The following is a 14,379-nucleotide window of genomic DNA, read 5'->3' on the forward strand; positions in this document are numbered from 1 at the left end:
CTCCTCTAAGTCTCCTCCAAAGGAGGAGACTTGAAAATATTGCTGCACAGCAAATTCACCAGTAGAGTTTTTCAAAGCCCTCTCCTTTGGAGAGGGTTGGGTGAGGCTCTCAAAATAATTTTTACTTTATACACACTATCTGTTTAAAATTGTATTCAACTAAAAACTATATTTATCGCAAGTAAATCTTGCATCCTAAAAAATAATATAACAAAAACCATGAGTAGTAACATCGATAAGAACGAATTCAGAAATTACGCTGTTAAGCATCACCGTATTAACAGCCTTCACGTAGATAAATTTATAGCCAGTGTTGACAGCAGCCGTATGCCAACAGGTATATACAACCCAACCGGCATGACGCCTTATATTATCGAGGAACGTCAGTTGAACGTGGCCCAGATGGACGTGTTTTCGCGCCTGATGATGGACCGTATCATTTTCCTGGGCGATGCCATTTATGAAAACATTGCAAACATTATCCAGGCTCAATTGCTGTTCTTGCAGTCGGCTGATAGTAAACGCGATATTCAGATCTATATCAATTCACCAGGCGGATCTGTTTACGCGGGTTTAGGTATTTATGATACCATGCAATTTATATCAAATGATGTAGCTACCATTTGTACTGGTATGGCGGCCTCAATGGCAGCTGTATTATTATGTGCCGGTACCGAAGGTAAAAGAGCTATATTACCACATGCAAGGGTAATGATCCATCAGCCATCGGGCGGTGCACAGGGCCAGCAGTCAGACATTGAGATCTCTTACCATGAGATCACTAAACTGAAAAAAGAATTATACCAGATCATTGCTGATCATAGCGGTGCTTCATTTGAAAAAGTTTGGGACGCATCAGACCGTGACTACTGGATGATTGCCGACGAAGCCAAAGAATTTGGTATGGTTGACGAGATTTTAAAAGGCAGTAAAGGAAAGAAATAAACAATAGGAAGTAATAAGTTATAAGTAGTGAGTTTTGAGTTCTGAATCGAAAGACGTTGAGCTCTTAAGAATAAAAAAGTGGCTATCCCCAATTTATTTCGGGATCCCACATGCAATATCGGAGTTGCTCAACACGTTTGCCTTGCAAATAAGGTGCTGAAACAAGTCTGGTAGGGCGTTATTTGCCAACTTTAAGCTCAATACGCACTACTTATAACTTAGAACTTTTTTTTATGCTACCAATTAGTTAATTTTGAGTTACAAACAAATCAGATGAATAAAAGCAGTAAGGAAATCAGGTGTTCATTTTGTGGCGCCGGCAAACAGGATTCCCTGATGTTGATTGCTGGGCTTGACGCTCACATTTGTGACAAATGCGTTAACCAGGCTAATGAGATATTGGCTGAGGAGTTAAAGGTGCGTAAAGTAAAAGCCTCGCCTTCGGCGCCGGCTTTGCTTAAACCGGCCGAAATTAAAGGTCACCTGGATCAGTATGTTATAGGTCAGGATGATGCCAAGAAAATACTTTCTGTAGCGGTATACAATCATTATAAACGCTTAAACCAGCGTATTGATAAGGATGAGGTAGAGATTGAGAAATCAAACATTATTATGGTAGGCGAAACAGGTACAGGTAAAACCTTACTTGCAAAAACCATGGCCAAAATACTGAATGTTCCTTTCTGTATTTGTGATGCTACTGTACTAACCGAAGCAGGTTATGTAGGGGAGGATGTAGAAAGCATACTTACCCGCTTGCTGCAATCGGCCGATTATGATGTAACACTGGCCGAAAAAGGCATTGTTTATATTGATGAAGTTGATAAAATTGCCCGCAAAAGTGATAATGCGTCCATCACCCGTGATGTATCGGGCGAAGGTGTACAGCAGGCTTTATTAAAAATACTGGAAGGTACCATGGTTAACGTACCACCACAGGGAGGCCGCAAGCACCCTGATCAAAAAATGATCACCGTAAATACCAGCAATATATTGTTTATATGTGGTGGTGCTTTTGACGGTATCGACCGTAAAATAGCCAACCGCCTGCGTACACAAACTGTTGGTTATAAAATGAAGCGTGATGATGGTGAGGTGGACATGAAAAACCTGTACAAATACATTACCCCGCAGGATCTGAAATCATTTGGGCTGATACCTGAATTGATTGGTCGCTTACCGGTACTTACGTATTTGAACCCGCTTGACAGGGAGGCTTTACGCAACATTTTAACCGAGCCTAAAAACTCCTTATTAAAGCAGTATAAAAAACTGTTTGAGTACGAAGGTGTAAAGCTGGAGTTTGATGATGAAGTGCTGGAGTTTATTGTGGATAAAGCAATGGAATTTAAACTGGGCGCAAGGGGTTTACGCTCCATATGTGAGGCTATAATGATAGATGCCATGTTTGAGTTCCCATCTAAAAAAGATGTGAAACGCCTGCAGGTTACATTAGATTATGCCCATGAGAAATTTGAAAAATCGGATCTGAAAAAATTAAAAGTAGCGTAACAATTTGATATAGTTAAACAGCTATCTTTATTATAATAAATGCAGACCCTGGTGCAACACCGGGGTTTGTTGTATAAACAGGTTTTTATTAAGTATCAGGTAGCCGGTATCAAGTAGTTAGTATCAAGTATCAAGATAGAATATCGTTTTGATATTCGAAGGTATAAAGTCTTGATACTTGATACTAACTACTTGATACTAAATATTCGATACTAAAAACCACTAAAGTAAAAAAAAATATGAACGAAGAACTGAATGTTAAAAAAGATCCTACCAATGCCCAGGTAGTAAAAGAAGTTTATTCGCCGGTAAAATCGGGACTTAAAACCAAGGAGGCCATTGTGGCCAACTGGTTGCCGCGTTACACCGGCCGACCGCTTGAAGCCTTTGGCGAATATATTATACTTACCAACTTTTCGAAATATATACAACTGTTTTCGCAATGGAATGATGACGCTCCAATTATGGGTATCGAAAAGCCAATGCAGAGCGTAACGGCCAATGGTATCACTATTATAAACTTTGGTATGGGTAGTTCGGTAGCGGCTACCGTGATGGATCTGCTTACCGCCATACACCCCAAAGCGGTGATTTTTTTGGGTAAATGCGGCGGTCTTAAAAAGAAGAATAATGTAGGCGACCTGATACTACCTATAGCCGCTATAAGGGGCGAAGGTACATCAAATGATTATTTACCGCCCGAAGTGCCCGCATTGCCTTCATTTGCTTTACAAAAGGCCATATCAACCACCATACGTGATTACTCGCGCGATTACTGGACAGGGACCTGTTATACCACCAACCGCCGCGTTTGGGAGCACGATAAAGCATTTAAAAAATACCTTAAAGATTTGCGTGCCATGGCCGTAGATATGGAGACTGCCACCATTTTTACAACCGGGTTTGCCAATAAAATACCTACCGGCGCGCTGCTGTTAGTATCTGATCAGCCAATGATCCCCGAAGGTGTTAAAACCGCCGAAAGTGATTCTACTGTAACCGAGCAGTATGTAGAAACACACCTGCATATCGGTATCGAATCATTAAAACAACTGATCAATAATGGCTTAACGGTTAAACACCTTAAGTTTTAATTGGGTCATTGGTCTGAACCGGGATTAAGCAGATTAATGGATTAACCACGATTTTTATGCAAATCAAAATCCAAAAATCTGATAAATCTAATAAATCTGCTTAATCCCGGTTCAGACAAAAAATAATTCAGGCCCATGAATAAATCAAACCAATGAACCAGATCCAACTTAATTAACCCAATCCAACTTATTTTGATAATATATCACTTAAGAAAGTTAATTTTGAGGTGTTATTCGGCTATGTATACCGGGTTAGTAGATATTTAAATTATGTGGTATAATAATATATTAGAAACCATTGGCAATACGCCGCTGGTTAAATTGAACAAGGTTACAAAAGACATTCCTGCTACGGTCTTGGCTAAGATAGAAACCACCAATCCTGGTAACTCCATCAAAGACCGTATGGCCCTTAAAATGATTGAGGATGCCGAAAAAAGTGGTAAACTAAAACCCGGAGGTACTATTATTGAAGGAACATCGGGTAATACAGGTATGGGCCTGGCTATTGCAGCTGTTATTAAGGGTTACAAATGTATTTTTACCAGTACCGATAAACAATCGAAAGAAAAATTTGATGCCCTGCGTGCCTTTGGCGCCGAGGTGATCGTGTGCCCTACCAATGTAGAGCCCGAAGATCCGCGTTCATACTACTCTGTTTCTTCGCGTTTGGAACGCGAAGTGCCTAACTCATGGAAACCTAACCAGTACGATAATTTATCAAACTCAGAGGCGCACTATGAGCAAACCGGTCCCGAAATTTGGGAGCAAACCGAAGGTAAGATCACCCACCTGGTAGTAGGGGTAGGCACGGGCGGTACCATATCCGGCACGGCACGTTACCTCAAAGAAAAGAACCCCGCCATACAGGTATTGGGTATTGATACTTATGGTTCGGTGTTTAAAAAATACAAGGAAACTGGTATTATGGATAAAAATGAGATCTATCCATATATTACTGAAGGTATCGGCGAAGACTTTTTACCGCAAAACGTTGATTTTAGCCTGATTAACCACTTTGAAAAAGTAACTGATAAGGATGCCGCTTTAATGACCCGCGAAATTGCCCGTAAAGAAGGCATCTTTGCAGGTAACTCTACAGGGTCGGCCGTTGCGGGTACTTTGCAAATGAAGGACCGCTTTAAAGAAGGCGATGTGGTGGTGATCATATTTCCTGATCATGGTACACGCTACCTGGGTAAAATGTATAATGACGACTGGCTGCGCGACCGTGGATTTTTAAAAGATGGCAAACTTACCGCCGGTGATATCATCAGCAAAAAAGATTACCAGGAAATCATCACCATTGATTGCGAAAAAAGTGTGCTGGAAGCTATCAATACCATTAAATCGCTCAATATATCACAATTGCCGGTTACCCAAAAAGGTATGGTGATAGGCAAGATCACCGAGAGTGATATCCTTAATTCGCTGTTAGAGAACCCATCCATCAAATCGCAGCCTATTAAAAATATAACCACCGCGCCGTTCCCGTTTGTTGACCTCAATACCTCAATCGACAGAATTTCGAGCCTGATCAACAAGGAAAATATAGCCGTGCTGGTTGAGGATGAGGGTAAAATTGAGATTATTACCCAGTATGATATTATAAACGCTATATCAGCTTAATCTTTTAGGTTAAAGGCGAAAGGATAAAGGTAAAAGGTGCTGTGCTTGTGCATGGCACCTTTTTGTTTATCGCCAGTTCAAACTGAGGACGCTTGAATAGGCGGGGAAATGTTAAAGAATTACTAAACATAAATGATTTATGGAAATAAAATATCAAACTGTACTAAATAATTACCCTGTAATTAAGCCAACAATAGGTGAGATGGCAGGTAATTATTCTTTTGTTCTTAAACCCCTAACGATTGACGAGATTGTTAATTTAGAAGTTACTTATAACAACGGCAATCAATTCCCTGCTTCTTTGAGGGAGCTTTTGTTCCTGGCAGGCCAGGATTGCTATGTTTTGGATTATGGTCTGAATGACACTCAGGAAGAAATGCAGGACGATACAAGAGATCGGTTAGTTCGTTATAATTTCAGTATTACATGTCCATTTTTTGTAATAGATGTACATAGGAGTGAGGCTTTTTTATTCGTGTATTTGGATGAAGGGGTAAGTGACCCTATGGTATACCAGGCTGATTTAGATATTAACCTTGACCCCAGTTATTCAAGGTTGACAAATTTAGAAGCCAGCTTGTCGTCATTTGTAAACGCCAGAATTAGCTATCTTCAAAGGGGCATTAATCCGTTTTGATTATAAATTAATAGGAGGAATAAAACCCGCCAATTCAAGCGTCCTCCGCTTGAATTTATATAAAAGTAAGCGTCCACGCTTACGTCAAAGATCTTTTAATTAAGCGTGGACGCTTAATTAAGGGCAGTATTCAAGCGAAAGACGCTTGAATAGGCGGGGACGGCAATGAAATGAGAAACACAAGGTAATACCTTTTCGCCCTTAACCTTTATCCTTTTACCTCCAAAAATCACTCCAGTCTCTTCCTCGCCAGTTCCTTCGTATACCTTTCCTGTAGCGGGGCCTTAATGTCGGTAATGAGGTATATGCCTGTGCCTTTTTCACGGGCAAGGTGGTATTCCACTTCGCCTAACTTTTTAAAGGAGCCTATCATTTTTCCGGCTACAAACTCTCTAATGTTCTGGCCGCCATTGTCATCTACATATATCATGTATTTGCAATTAAGACTATCTGGCGCCCACAAAGCAAAACTGCTATTAAGCGATGCCACATCAGGATAATTAAACTTTTTACGGTAATGGTGCAGGGCACCGGCTTCGCCATAATTATCGGCATAAATGATGGTTTGCTTTTGCTGTTCTGGCGTAAGCTTATTATAAGCTTCGCCTACTTTTTTGGCCAGTTCGTCCCAACCAAACATGTCTGCGTAATCCTGTGTCAGGGAATGTTGCTTTTGATCTTCCCAGGTGGTTATGAATTTTAATACGGGGACATTTTTATTAGTAAAACGGAAAAACCCCAGCGTTTGCTCCAATGATAAAACGGGTAACACCATCGGGAATAAAATGAGGTTAGGCAGCACAAACAGTAAAATGGCAAGTGTACGCAAGGTGTATCCCTTTGCTTTTAGCAACCGCTCAAAGCCAAAACCACCTGCGGCAAACAGCATAGGGTAGGCCCCGAAGAGATAATAGTTTTTGCCATCCATCTTCAGCAAAAAAATGAATATCAACACATAAGCAATAGCCAGGAACTGAAAATTACGCAGCCTGAACGAAAAAATCAGGAACAGGAAACCAGTGAACCATACAAATAAGGCCACGCCATGTACCAGGAGCTGTTGTTCTATAAACTCAGAAGTAGTAATATAATTCAGTTGCTCCTGGCGCAGGGCTTTCATATGGCTTATTAACGGCCAATGGTGTTGAATTTGCCAGATCAGGTTGGGTAAACATATCAAAAAAGCTACAACCGCTGCCCCTAAAATATGCTTGTTAAACAGTAGTTTACGTTGTTTGCTGATGAGTATGCCAATTATCATTGCAAACGTAAAAAATGCCATAGTGTATTTGGTAAGCATCCCCAAACCAACCGCCAGGCCAAGCCAGTACAAGTACTTAACATCGGTTGTATTGAGGTATTTAATGAGCAGCCAAACAGTTATAACCCACCAAAACTGGTCGAACACTACAGGTTGAAAAAGGTAACCGCTTGCCGCGAATGCCGGCGAAAATATAAGCGCCAGGCAGGCCAGTGTTATGGCAAATTTACGACCACCAAACTCAATGACTATTAACCCTGTAAACCAGATGATCAATCCGCTAAAGATGGTTGGGAAAATACGTGCCGCAAAAACCGAATCGCCGAATAGCGTAATGGATATTTTAGCCAGCAACGCGATAAATGGAGGTACTTCTTTGTATCCCAAGTCAAGATGATCGGCCAGAACCAGGTGCAGGAACTCATCCCGGTGAAAACCGAAATGGCTTATGGCGAATAAATTAAGGACAACTTTTAAAAATACAAAAATCAGGATGAAGTAAGCATAGGTAGACCTTCGGTTTTTGTATGGCATTGTTTAGAAATAGGTTTTATAATTAAGCTAAAAGCTAAATGCAGAAAGCCTAAAGCTAAAAAAAATATTGAGAAAGCGCAAAGGGCGAAAGGTTAAAGGCAAAAAGCAAAAGGTTTTATTTTGATACACTGTTGTAGCTGCCTTTCGCCCTTTGCCTTTCACCTCAAATTAAATTCTTGTAATATCGGCGCCAAGCGCTTTAAGGCGGGTGTCAATATGCTGATAGCCACGCTCAATTTGTTCGATATTATAAATGGTTGATTGACCTTGTGCCGATAATGCAGCAATCAATAAAGATACCCCGGCGCGGATATCAGGCGATGTCATGGAGATACCGCGCAGCTGCACCTGTTTATCAAGCCCGATAACGGTAGCACGGTGCGGATCGCAAAGAATGATCTGGGCACCCATATCCAACAGTTTATCCACAAAGAACAAACGGCTCTCGAACATTTTTTGATGGATAAGCACCGATCCTTTTGCCTGTATGGCCACTACCAGTACAATGCTCAGCAAATCGGGGGTAAAACCAGGCCAGGGAGCATCGGCAATGGTCATGATAGAGCCATCAATAAAAGTTTCTATTTCGTAATGGTCTTGCGCGGGTATATAAATATCATCGCCACGTAGTTCCAGTTTTATGCCCAGGCGTTTAAATACATCGGGTATCATGCCCAGTTCAGGGTATTTTACATCCTTAATAGTGATCTCGGACCCAGTCATGGCAGCGAGGCCAATGAACGAGCCGATCTCGATCATATCTGGCAGTAAACGGTGCTCGGTCCCACCAAGTGTTGTTACCCCTTCAATAGTTAACAGATTTGAACCTATACCGCTTATTTTTGCGCCCATACGGTTAAGCATTTTACACAGCTGCTGCAAATAAGGCTCGCAGGCGGCATTGTAAATAGTGGTTGTGCCTTTTGATAGCACGGCCGTCATCACAATATTGGCCGTACCGGTTACCGATGCCTCATCAAGCAGGATATAGGTACCTTGCAGGTTCGATGCGTCGACATTAAAAAAGCCATCGGCGGGGTTGTAGTTAAACTGGGCGCCCAGTTTTTCGAAACCCAGGAAATGGGTATCCAAACGCCTGCGGCCAATTTTATCGCCACCTGGTTTAGGTATCGATGCTTTGCCGAAGCGGGCCAGCAGCGGGCCCACGATCATGATCGATCCGCGCAGGCCGCCGCCTTTTGATTTAAAAGTTTCAGACTGGAAAAAATTCTGATCGATATCTTTAGCTATAAAGGTATAGGTATCGTCCGCGGTTTTCTCCACAATAACGCCCATATCGCCCAGTAGCTCTATCAATTTATTTACATCCTTTATATCAGGTATATTGCTGATGGTAACTTTCTGATCGGTTAATAATACCGCCGAAATTACCTGTAATGCCTCATTTTTTGCTCCCTGCGGAGTTATCTCGCCCTTTAGCGGTTTCCCGCCGTTTATCACAAATGCGTTATTCATAGGAGTTTATAATTGATTGATCATGATTCAATTGATATATACAGTAAACATGGTTTAATGTATGCTAATTACCGGCAAAGATTATAAAATAAATGCACATTCTTTAATGCTGATTGGTCATTAGCTCAACAAGTGATTGTCTCGTTTGGGCATTGACAGATAAAACTTTTTAAAGTTCAGTTTTTTGCAAAAACTGCTATCAAAAACGCGTATTAAATGCACTAAAATTGATGATAAAATGCCAAAATTGACTGAAACTACACCGAAATGCTTATGAATTAACTACTTTTTTAGCTTTAAAAAGTTTTAAAATATTGATGACCAATGAGGTGTTTTGAAATTTTAATTTTAGATGTTTTGGGCAGTTATTTTAACCAAATAGCCCGGTTATCCATCTTGGTAACCGGGCTATTCCTTATATAAAATCACCAATGAATTGGTGATGCCAATGAATTAGTATTTCTTGGCACCGCCGCTATTGCGGTTGCGGTTGTTTTGATTGTTGTTGCGTGGGTTGTTGTTGGTACGACCACCGCCGCCACCGCCACGATTGTTTTGGTTATTGGTACGGCCGCGGTTATTGTTATTGTTGTTCTGGCTCGGGAAGTTATTCGGACGGAACTCAACACGGTTAAGGTTGATATTCTCTTCGAGTTTTAATGTACCGCCTGATAAGGCAAAAAGATCAGAAAGTATGCTTTCGTCAGTAACCGAATCTTTGTTCCATTGCACGTAGGCCATTTTCATGAAGTTGGCTACCGCTTGTACCATGTGGCGCTTGCGGTCAGGATCTTCAATGCTTTTTGCTTTCTCGATCATCAGCTCAATGGTTTTACCATAGTGCTTGTATTTAATACGCTGGTGCGGGTATCTTAACGGCGCGGGTTTAAGATGTATTGACTCGGGCGTTGGTTTGGGATAAGGTGAATCAACATCTATCTTATAATCAGATATGATGTGCAGGTGATCCCAAAGTTTGTGTTTAAAATCGGCAACGTCGCGCAGGTGGGGGTTTAAAAAGCCCATCAGGTCAATCACCACTTGCGCGTAGCGGTTACGTTCTTCTTTAGTAGGCAACGCGACAATATATTTTACCATATTTTGTACGTTGCGGCCATATTCTGACAGGATAAGTTTATTCCTGGTTGAATTATAATCAAATTCAGGCGTGTTTTGTGGAGCCATGTTATTAGTATTATTAAGAAAGTTTTAAGTTAGCCAGGCGACTTTTCCCTGTAAAAGTTAGGGCTTAGGCGGCTAAAATTGAATTATTATTGTATTGTAGTAACGCAAATATAATGTATTAGTATTGATGTGCAAATTATTAAGACAAAATGTTACATTTAAAGGCCTTGGGCAAGCGCGGCGAGTGTTGAGGTTTCGCCAAAGGCGAAGAGAAGGCAGAAAAGTTAAGCGATGTTGGCGGAGTTAACTCCGGATTAGACTAACACAAACAGGTCAAATAAAACGTTACTATAAAAAATCATATCTTGAAAAACAAATCAGCGATCATTACTCATATTGATATATACCGCTTTAGTATCCCTATGGAACCGTTTACCATTGCTACGGGGACTATGGACAATGCCCAGAATGTTTTTATAAGGGTACATACTGATGCCGGTTTTTATGGCGTTGGCGAATGCTCTGCCTTCCCGATGATAGTTGGTGAAACACAGGACACCTGTTTAATTATGGCCCGCGAGTTTGCCCGGTTGTGGAAAGGACACGACGCGCTTGACATCCCTGCCCGTATGCAGCAGCTGCATGATTTTACTGCCGGTAACACTACCATAAAAAGCGCTTTTGATATTGCCTTGTTTGATATTGCCGCTAAAAATGCAGGCTTGCCTTTATACCAGTTTTTAGGCGGCGAAAAACGGGAGGTAGAATCAGACATTACCATTGGTATTGCAGGGCCGCATAGCATGGCGTTAAAAGCGCTTGATTTTAAAGCGTCTGGAGCCAATATCCTGAAAGTAAAATTGGGCAAGAACGCTGTTGAAGATGTAGCACGCATTAAACAAATGCGCGAAGCGGTGGGCAAAGACTTAAAGATCCGTATTGACGCCAACCAGGGCTGGAATTTTGACGAAGCCGTTTTTGCCCTGCAGGCATTGGGGCCTTATGATATTGAATTTTGTGAGCAGCCTATGCGTACCTGGTTTGATGATCGCTTGCCACAGCTTATGCAGCTATCGCCGGTAAAAATAATGGCCGATGAAAGCGTTTTTAACCACCATGACGCACGTAAACAGATCAACAGCGGTTCCTGCCACTATATCAATATAAAAATGTCCAAATCGGGCGGAATATTGGAAGCCAAAAAAATACATGATGAGGCTGCTGCAAAAGGAATTGCCTGTATGATGGGCGGTATGCTGGAGAGCCGTATAGCCTTAAGCGCCAAGCTGCATTTTGTATACGCCAGCCCAAACATTAAATTTTATGATATGGACACCTGTATGCTGGGCCATTTGCAGGACCCATGCCTGGGCGGCGTAACATATGATGGCTACAAACTAAACATCAGCGATGAGCCAGGCATAGGTGCTGATGCCAGTGAAGCTTTCTTAGCCAATTGTGAATATTATAAGGTATAAAAAAGCAGGCCGGTGTGTCTTTTTCATCAGCCTGCTTTAGTATCGTGTATCTATAAGAGCGGTTTTCTTTTAAACCGGCTTGGAGCTTTGGCATCTGAACTTTTTACTTGTTTGGTTGCTTTTACTTCACGAACATCTTTAGATGTTTCGTTTTTTACTTTTTCCTTGGTTTCCATAATAGTCTGTTTTAAATATATATTATAATACTTTCAATCCGATTTGTTTGTTTTAATTGGAAAGAGAAAAATTGTCATATAAATATCAGAAACCAATTGGGCCCCCCTCGTATATATGAATGCTCGCCCAAATATTAATTTTATGATATAGGTACTCATACTCTTGTGGCTTAGTATTATGTGATAATCATACTTTTTTATTACGGAGATGATTTTATCTCACTATGATTTTTAATAATTCGCCGTCCTATTTTTGTTGAGTTACCTTAGTGTATCTTTTACATATTTGGTAATATTTAAAAACTAATTGCCTTATTTATAGGTAAATATAAAACAACGAGGTGATATTATTATAACATTTTTGAAATAAAATATTATAGCATTTTGATTAACATTATTGTAATTTTTAGGGTTTATTGCAGGCAGATTTGCATAAAAAAAGGCCCTCTGCTGAGGGCCTTGTTATTTAGCATGAATCTGAAAACGTTCACTCGCTTAACGCAGCGAAGTGCTTATGGAACAGTGGGATGGTTTCAATGCCCTTATAGTAGTTGAATATGTCGTACTTTTCATTTGGTGAATGCAGGGCATCGCTGTCTAACCCAAAACCCATCAATACGGTTTTAAGGCCAAGCTCGGCTTCAAAAAGGGCCACAATGGGGATACTGCCGCCACCGCGGGTAGGTATTGGCTCTTTGCCGAAAGATTCGGCAATAGCTTTTTGTGCCGCGCGGTAAGCTATGCTGTCGGTTGGTGTTACAGCCGGTTCGCCGCCGTGGTGCGGAGTTACCTTTATCTTAACATTAGCCGGTGCTATGCTTAAAAAGTGTTTGGTGAACAGTTCGGTTATTTTATCAGATGTTTGATTGGGTACCAGGCGCATGGATATTTTAGCGTGTGCTTTGGAAGGCAATACTGTTTTTGCACCTTCGCCAATGTAGCCGCCCCAAATGCCATTTACTTCAAGGGTGGGGCGGGTGCCGGTACGCTCAAAGGTGGTATAACCCTTTTCGCCCCATAGCTCGTCAACTTCAAGGTCTTTTTTGTACTCCTCCTCGTTATAAGGTGCGTTATTAAGCGCGGTACGTTCTGCAGCTGTGAGTTCAATAACATCGTCATAAAAACCAGGAATAGCGATGTGGTTATTTTCGTCATGCAGGGAGGCTATCATTTTGGCCAGGATAGTAGCGGGGTTGGCTACTGCGCCGCCATATACACCTGAGTGCAGATCGCGGTTGGGGCCGGTTACTTCAACCTCCAGGTATGATAACCCGCGCAAACCGGTTTCCAATGATGGGTGCTCCATGCTGATCATCGAGGTGTCTGATATCAGCACCACATCAGCCTTAAGTTTGTTCTTATTTTGTTTTACAAATATGCCCAGGTTTGATGAGCCTACTTCTTCTTCGCCCTCAATCATAAATTTAATGTTGCAGGGTAGGGTATTGGTTTGCATCATCAGCTCAAATGCTTTTACATGCATATAAAACTGGCCCTTATCATCACAGGCGCCACGGGCATATATTTTACCATCGCGTATGGTTGGTTCAAAAGGAGGGGTTTTCCAGAGCTCCAGCGGATCTGCTGGTTGTACATCATAATGGCCATACACCAGTACGGTTGGTTTTGATGCATCAATTATTTTTTCGCCGTAAACAATAGGATAGCCGGCGGTTGGGCAAACTTCAACATTATCGGCGCCGGCATCGCGTAGTTTTTGTGCTACGTAGTCGGCGGTTTTTAATACATCCGGTTTGTATTTAGGATCGGCGCTAACCGAAGGGAAACGCAAAAGTTCAAACAATTCATCAAGTAAACGCTGTTTGTTTTCGTTTACATACTGTTTTATATGCTGCATAGTTATCAATTTGCAGCAAATATATTGATGTTTATTGATTTTAGACAGCAGGAGATCATACTGTTAATAGCATGATCCACATAAAGCTAAAGTTTTTAATAGGGTATCATTTTAAGCTGATCTTTAAAATAAAACATCAGGGTAAAATTGTACCTATATATATAGTATGATAATCCGGAACATCCTGACCCTGTTATCCTGGCCGGGCTTACTAATTATTACAAGCTATACTGCATAAAGGTTGAAAATCATCAACCTGTTTTATGACCTTATAATAGGCTGCAAATTAATCAGCCGAACCCAGATCAGATTTTGGCATGTCATGCATCGGTTTGGATGAAATATTTGTACTTTCTGTTTTCAATTTGGTATCATCACTGTTTTCTTTCCTGCTTAATGAAAAGGCGGCGATGCCTGTAGTTAATAAAAGAGCTATTGCTATGATCAACTTTTTCATGATGTTGTTTATTTTAAGTTTCTATTGACTATTGATTTGCGTTGCAGATAATTATGCAGCGAAATCAGCAGAACCTAAATCTCTTTTAGGACCAGATACAGCATCAGCAGAACCTAAGTCTCTTTTTGGGCCAGAAGCAAAATCAGCAGAACCTAAATCTCTTTTTGGGCCAGAAGCAAAATCAGCAGAACCTAAAT

At 41.1% G+C, this 14,379-nt stretch carries 12 protein-coding genes; 6 read left to right on the plus strand and 6 right to left on the minus strand.

Going from position 1 to position 14,379, the window contains the following annotated elements:
* The first annotated feature begins 219 nt into the window (after window positions 1-219).
* The 5 genes from M2273_RS10275 to M2273_RS10295 all read left to right on the plus strand — a co-directional run bounded on the left by M2273_RS10275 (window position 220) and on the right by M2273_RS10295 (window position 5,817).
* Complete coding sequence (locus tag M2273_RS10275) at window positions 220-945, plus strand: ATP-dependent Clp protease proteolytic subunit (protein ID WP_429396298.1); 726 nt, start codon at window positions 220-222, stop codon at window positions 943-945.
* A 273-nt stretch (window positions 946-1,218) separates the two neighbouring features.
* The gene (gene clpX, locus M2273_RS10280) at window positions 1,219-2,457 is read left to right on the plus strand and encodes an ATP-dependent Clp protease ATP-binding subunit ClpX (RefSeq protein WP_429396301.1); all 1,239 of its coding nucleotides are present in this window, start codon (window positions 1,219-1,221) and stop codon (window positions 2,455-2,457) included.
* Between the two features lie 239 nt (window positions 2,458-2,696).
* Window positions 2,697-3,551 carry an AMP nucleosidase gene (locus M2273_RS10285; protein ID WP_429396304.1) on the plus strand — a complete coding sequence of 285 codons (855 nt, stop codon included), beginning with the start codon at window positions 2,697-2,699 and terminating at the stop codon, window positions 3,549-3,551.
* A gap of 270 nt (window positions 3,552-3,821) precedes the next feature.
* On the plus strand, window positions 3,822-5,180 hold the full coding sequence (locus M2273_RS10290) for a pyridoxal-phosphate dependent enzyme (RefSeq protein WP_429396307.1): 1,359 nt from the start codon (window positions 3,822-3,824) through the stop codon (window positions 5,178-5,180).
* Window positions 5,181-5,319: 139 nt separating this feature from the next.
* On the plus strand, window positions 5,320-5,817 hold the full coding sequence (locus tag M2273_RS10295) for a hypothetical protein (protein ID WP_429396310.1): 498 nt from the start codon (window positions 5,320-5,322) through the stop codon (window positions 5,815-5,817).
* 229 nt (window positions 5,818-6,046) lie between these two features.
* Here the strand turns inward: M2273_RS10295 and M2273_RS10300 are convergent, their stop codons facing one another.
* From M2273_RS10300 to M2273_RS10310, 3 genes are all read right to left on the minus strand, one after another.
* Window positions 6,047-7,612 (minus strand): ArnT family glycosyltransferase, encoded by a 1,566-nt coding sequence (locus tag M2273_RS10300; protein ID WP_429396313.1) that lies wholly within the window; start codon window positions 7,610-7,612, stop codon window positions 6,047-6,049.
* Between the two features lie 168 nt (window positions 7,613-7,780).
* Window positions 7,781-9,088 carry a UDP-N-acetylglucosamine 1-carboxyvinyltransferase gene (gene murA / locus M2273_RS10305; protein ID WP_429396316.1) on the minus strand — a complete coding sequence of 436 codons (1,308 nt, stop codon included), beginning with the start codon at window positions 9,086-9,088 and terminating at the stop codon, window positions 7,781-7,783.
* 453 nt (window positions 9,089-9,541) lie between these two features.
* Window positions 9,542-10,273 carry a DUF4290 domain-containing protein gene (locus tag M2273_RS10310; protein WP_429396319.1) on the minus strand — a complete coding sequence of 244 codons (732 nt, stop codon included), beginning with the start codon at window positions 10,271-10,273 and terminating at the stop codon, window positions 9,542-9,544.
* A 362-nt stretch (window positions 10,274-10,635) separates the two neighbouring features.
* Between M2273_RS10310 and M2273_RS10315 the strand changes: the two genes are divergently transcribed.
* On the plus strand, window positions 10,636-11,691 hold the full coding sequence (locus tag M2273_RS10315) for a mandelate racemase/muconate lactonizing enzyme family protein (protein ID WP_429396357.1): 1,056 nt from the start codon (window positions 10,636-10,638) through the stop codon (window positions 11,689-11,691).
* A gap of 50 nt (window positions 11,692-11,741) precedes the next feature.
* Here M2273_RS10315 and M2273_RS10320 read toward each other — a convergent pair whose 3' ends face one another.
* From M2273_RS10320 to M2273_RS10330, 3 genes are all read right to left on the minus strand, one after another.
* Window positions 11,742-11,867, minus strand: a complete 126-nt coding sequence (locus tag M2273_RS10320; RefSeq protein ID WP_429396322.1) for a hypothetical protein — start codon at window positions 11,865-11,867, stop codon at window positions 11,742-11,744.
* Between the two features lie 487 nt (window positions 11,868-12,354).
* Window positions 12,355-13,725: a dipeptidase gene (locus M2273_RS10325; protein ID WP_429396324.1), complete on the minus strand. Its 1,371-nt coding sequence runs from the start codon at window positions 13,723-13,725 to the stop codon at window positions 12,355-12,357.
* A 286-nt stretch (window positions 13,726-14,011) separates the two neighbouring features.
* Entirely contained in the window at window positions 14,012-14,182 is a 171-nt protein-coding gene (locus M2273_RS10330) for a hypothetical protein (RefSeq protein WP_429396325.1), read from the minus strand.
* Window positions 14,183-14,379 lie beyond the last annotated feature (197 nt).

The sequence above is a fragment of the Mucilaginibacter lappiensis genome (assembly GCF_050433765.1).
Taxonomy (GTDB): Bacteria; Bacteroidota; Bacteroidia; order Sphingobacteriales; family Sphingobacteriaceae; genus Mucilaginibacter; species Mucilaginibacter lappiensis_A.

Coding starts and splice junctions, on each gene's coding strand:
- M2273_RS10275 (WP_429396298.1), top strand. CDS start 220: ATGAGTAGTAACATCGATAAGAACGAATTCAGAAATTACGCTGTTAAG.
- clpX (WP_429396301.1), top strand. CDS start 1,219: ATGAATAAAAGCAGTAAGGAAATCAGGTGTTCATTTTGTGGCGCCGGC.
- M2273_RS10285 (WP_429396304.1), top strand. CDS start 2,697: ATGAACGAAGAACTGAATGTTAAAAAAGATCCTACCAATGCCCAGGTA.
- M2273_RS10290 (WP_429396307.1), top strand. CDS start 3,822: ATGTGGTATAATAATATATTAGAAACCATTGGCAATACGCCGCTGGTT.
- M2273_RS10295 (WP_429396310.1), top strand. CDS start 5,320: ATGGAAATAAAATATCAAACTGTACTAAATAATTACCCTGTAATTAAG.
- M2273_RS10300 (WP_429396313.1), bottom strand. CDS start 7,612: ATGCCATACAAAAACCGAAGGTCTACCTATGCTTACTTCATCCTGATT.
- murA (WP_429396316.1), bottom strand. CDS start 9,088: ATGAATAACGCATTTGTGATAAACGGCGGGAAACCGCTAAAGGGCGAG.
- M2273_RS10310 (WP_429396319.1), bottom strand. CDS start 10,273: ATGGCTCCACAAAACACGCCTGAATTTGATTATAATTCAACCAGGAAT.
- M2273_RS10315 (WP_429396357.1), top strand. CDS start 10,636: ATGGAACCGTTTACCATTGCTACGGGGACTATGGACAATGCCCAGAAT.
- M2273_RS10320 (WP_429396322.1), bottom strand. CDS start 11,867: ATGGAAACCAAGGAAAAAGTAAAAAACGAAACATCTAAAGATGTTCGT.
- M2273_RS10325 (WP_429396324.1), bottom strand. CDS start 13,725: ATGCAGCATATAAAACAGTATGTAAACGAAAACAAACAGCGTTTACTT.
- M2273_RS10330 (WP_429396325.1), bottom strand. CDS start 14,182: ATGAAAAAGTTGATCATAGCAATAGCTCTTTTATTAACTACAGGCATC.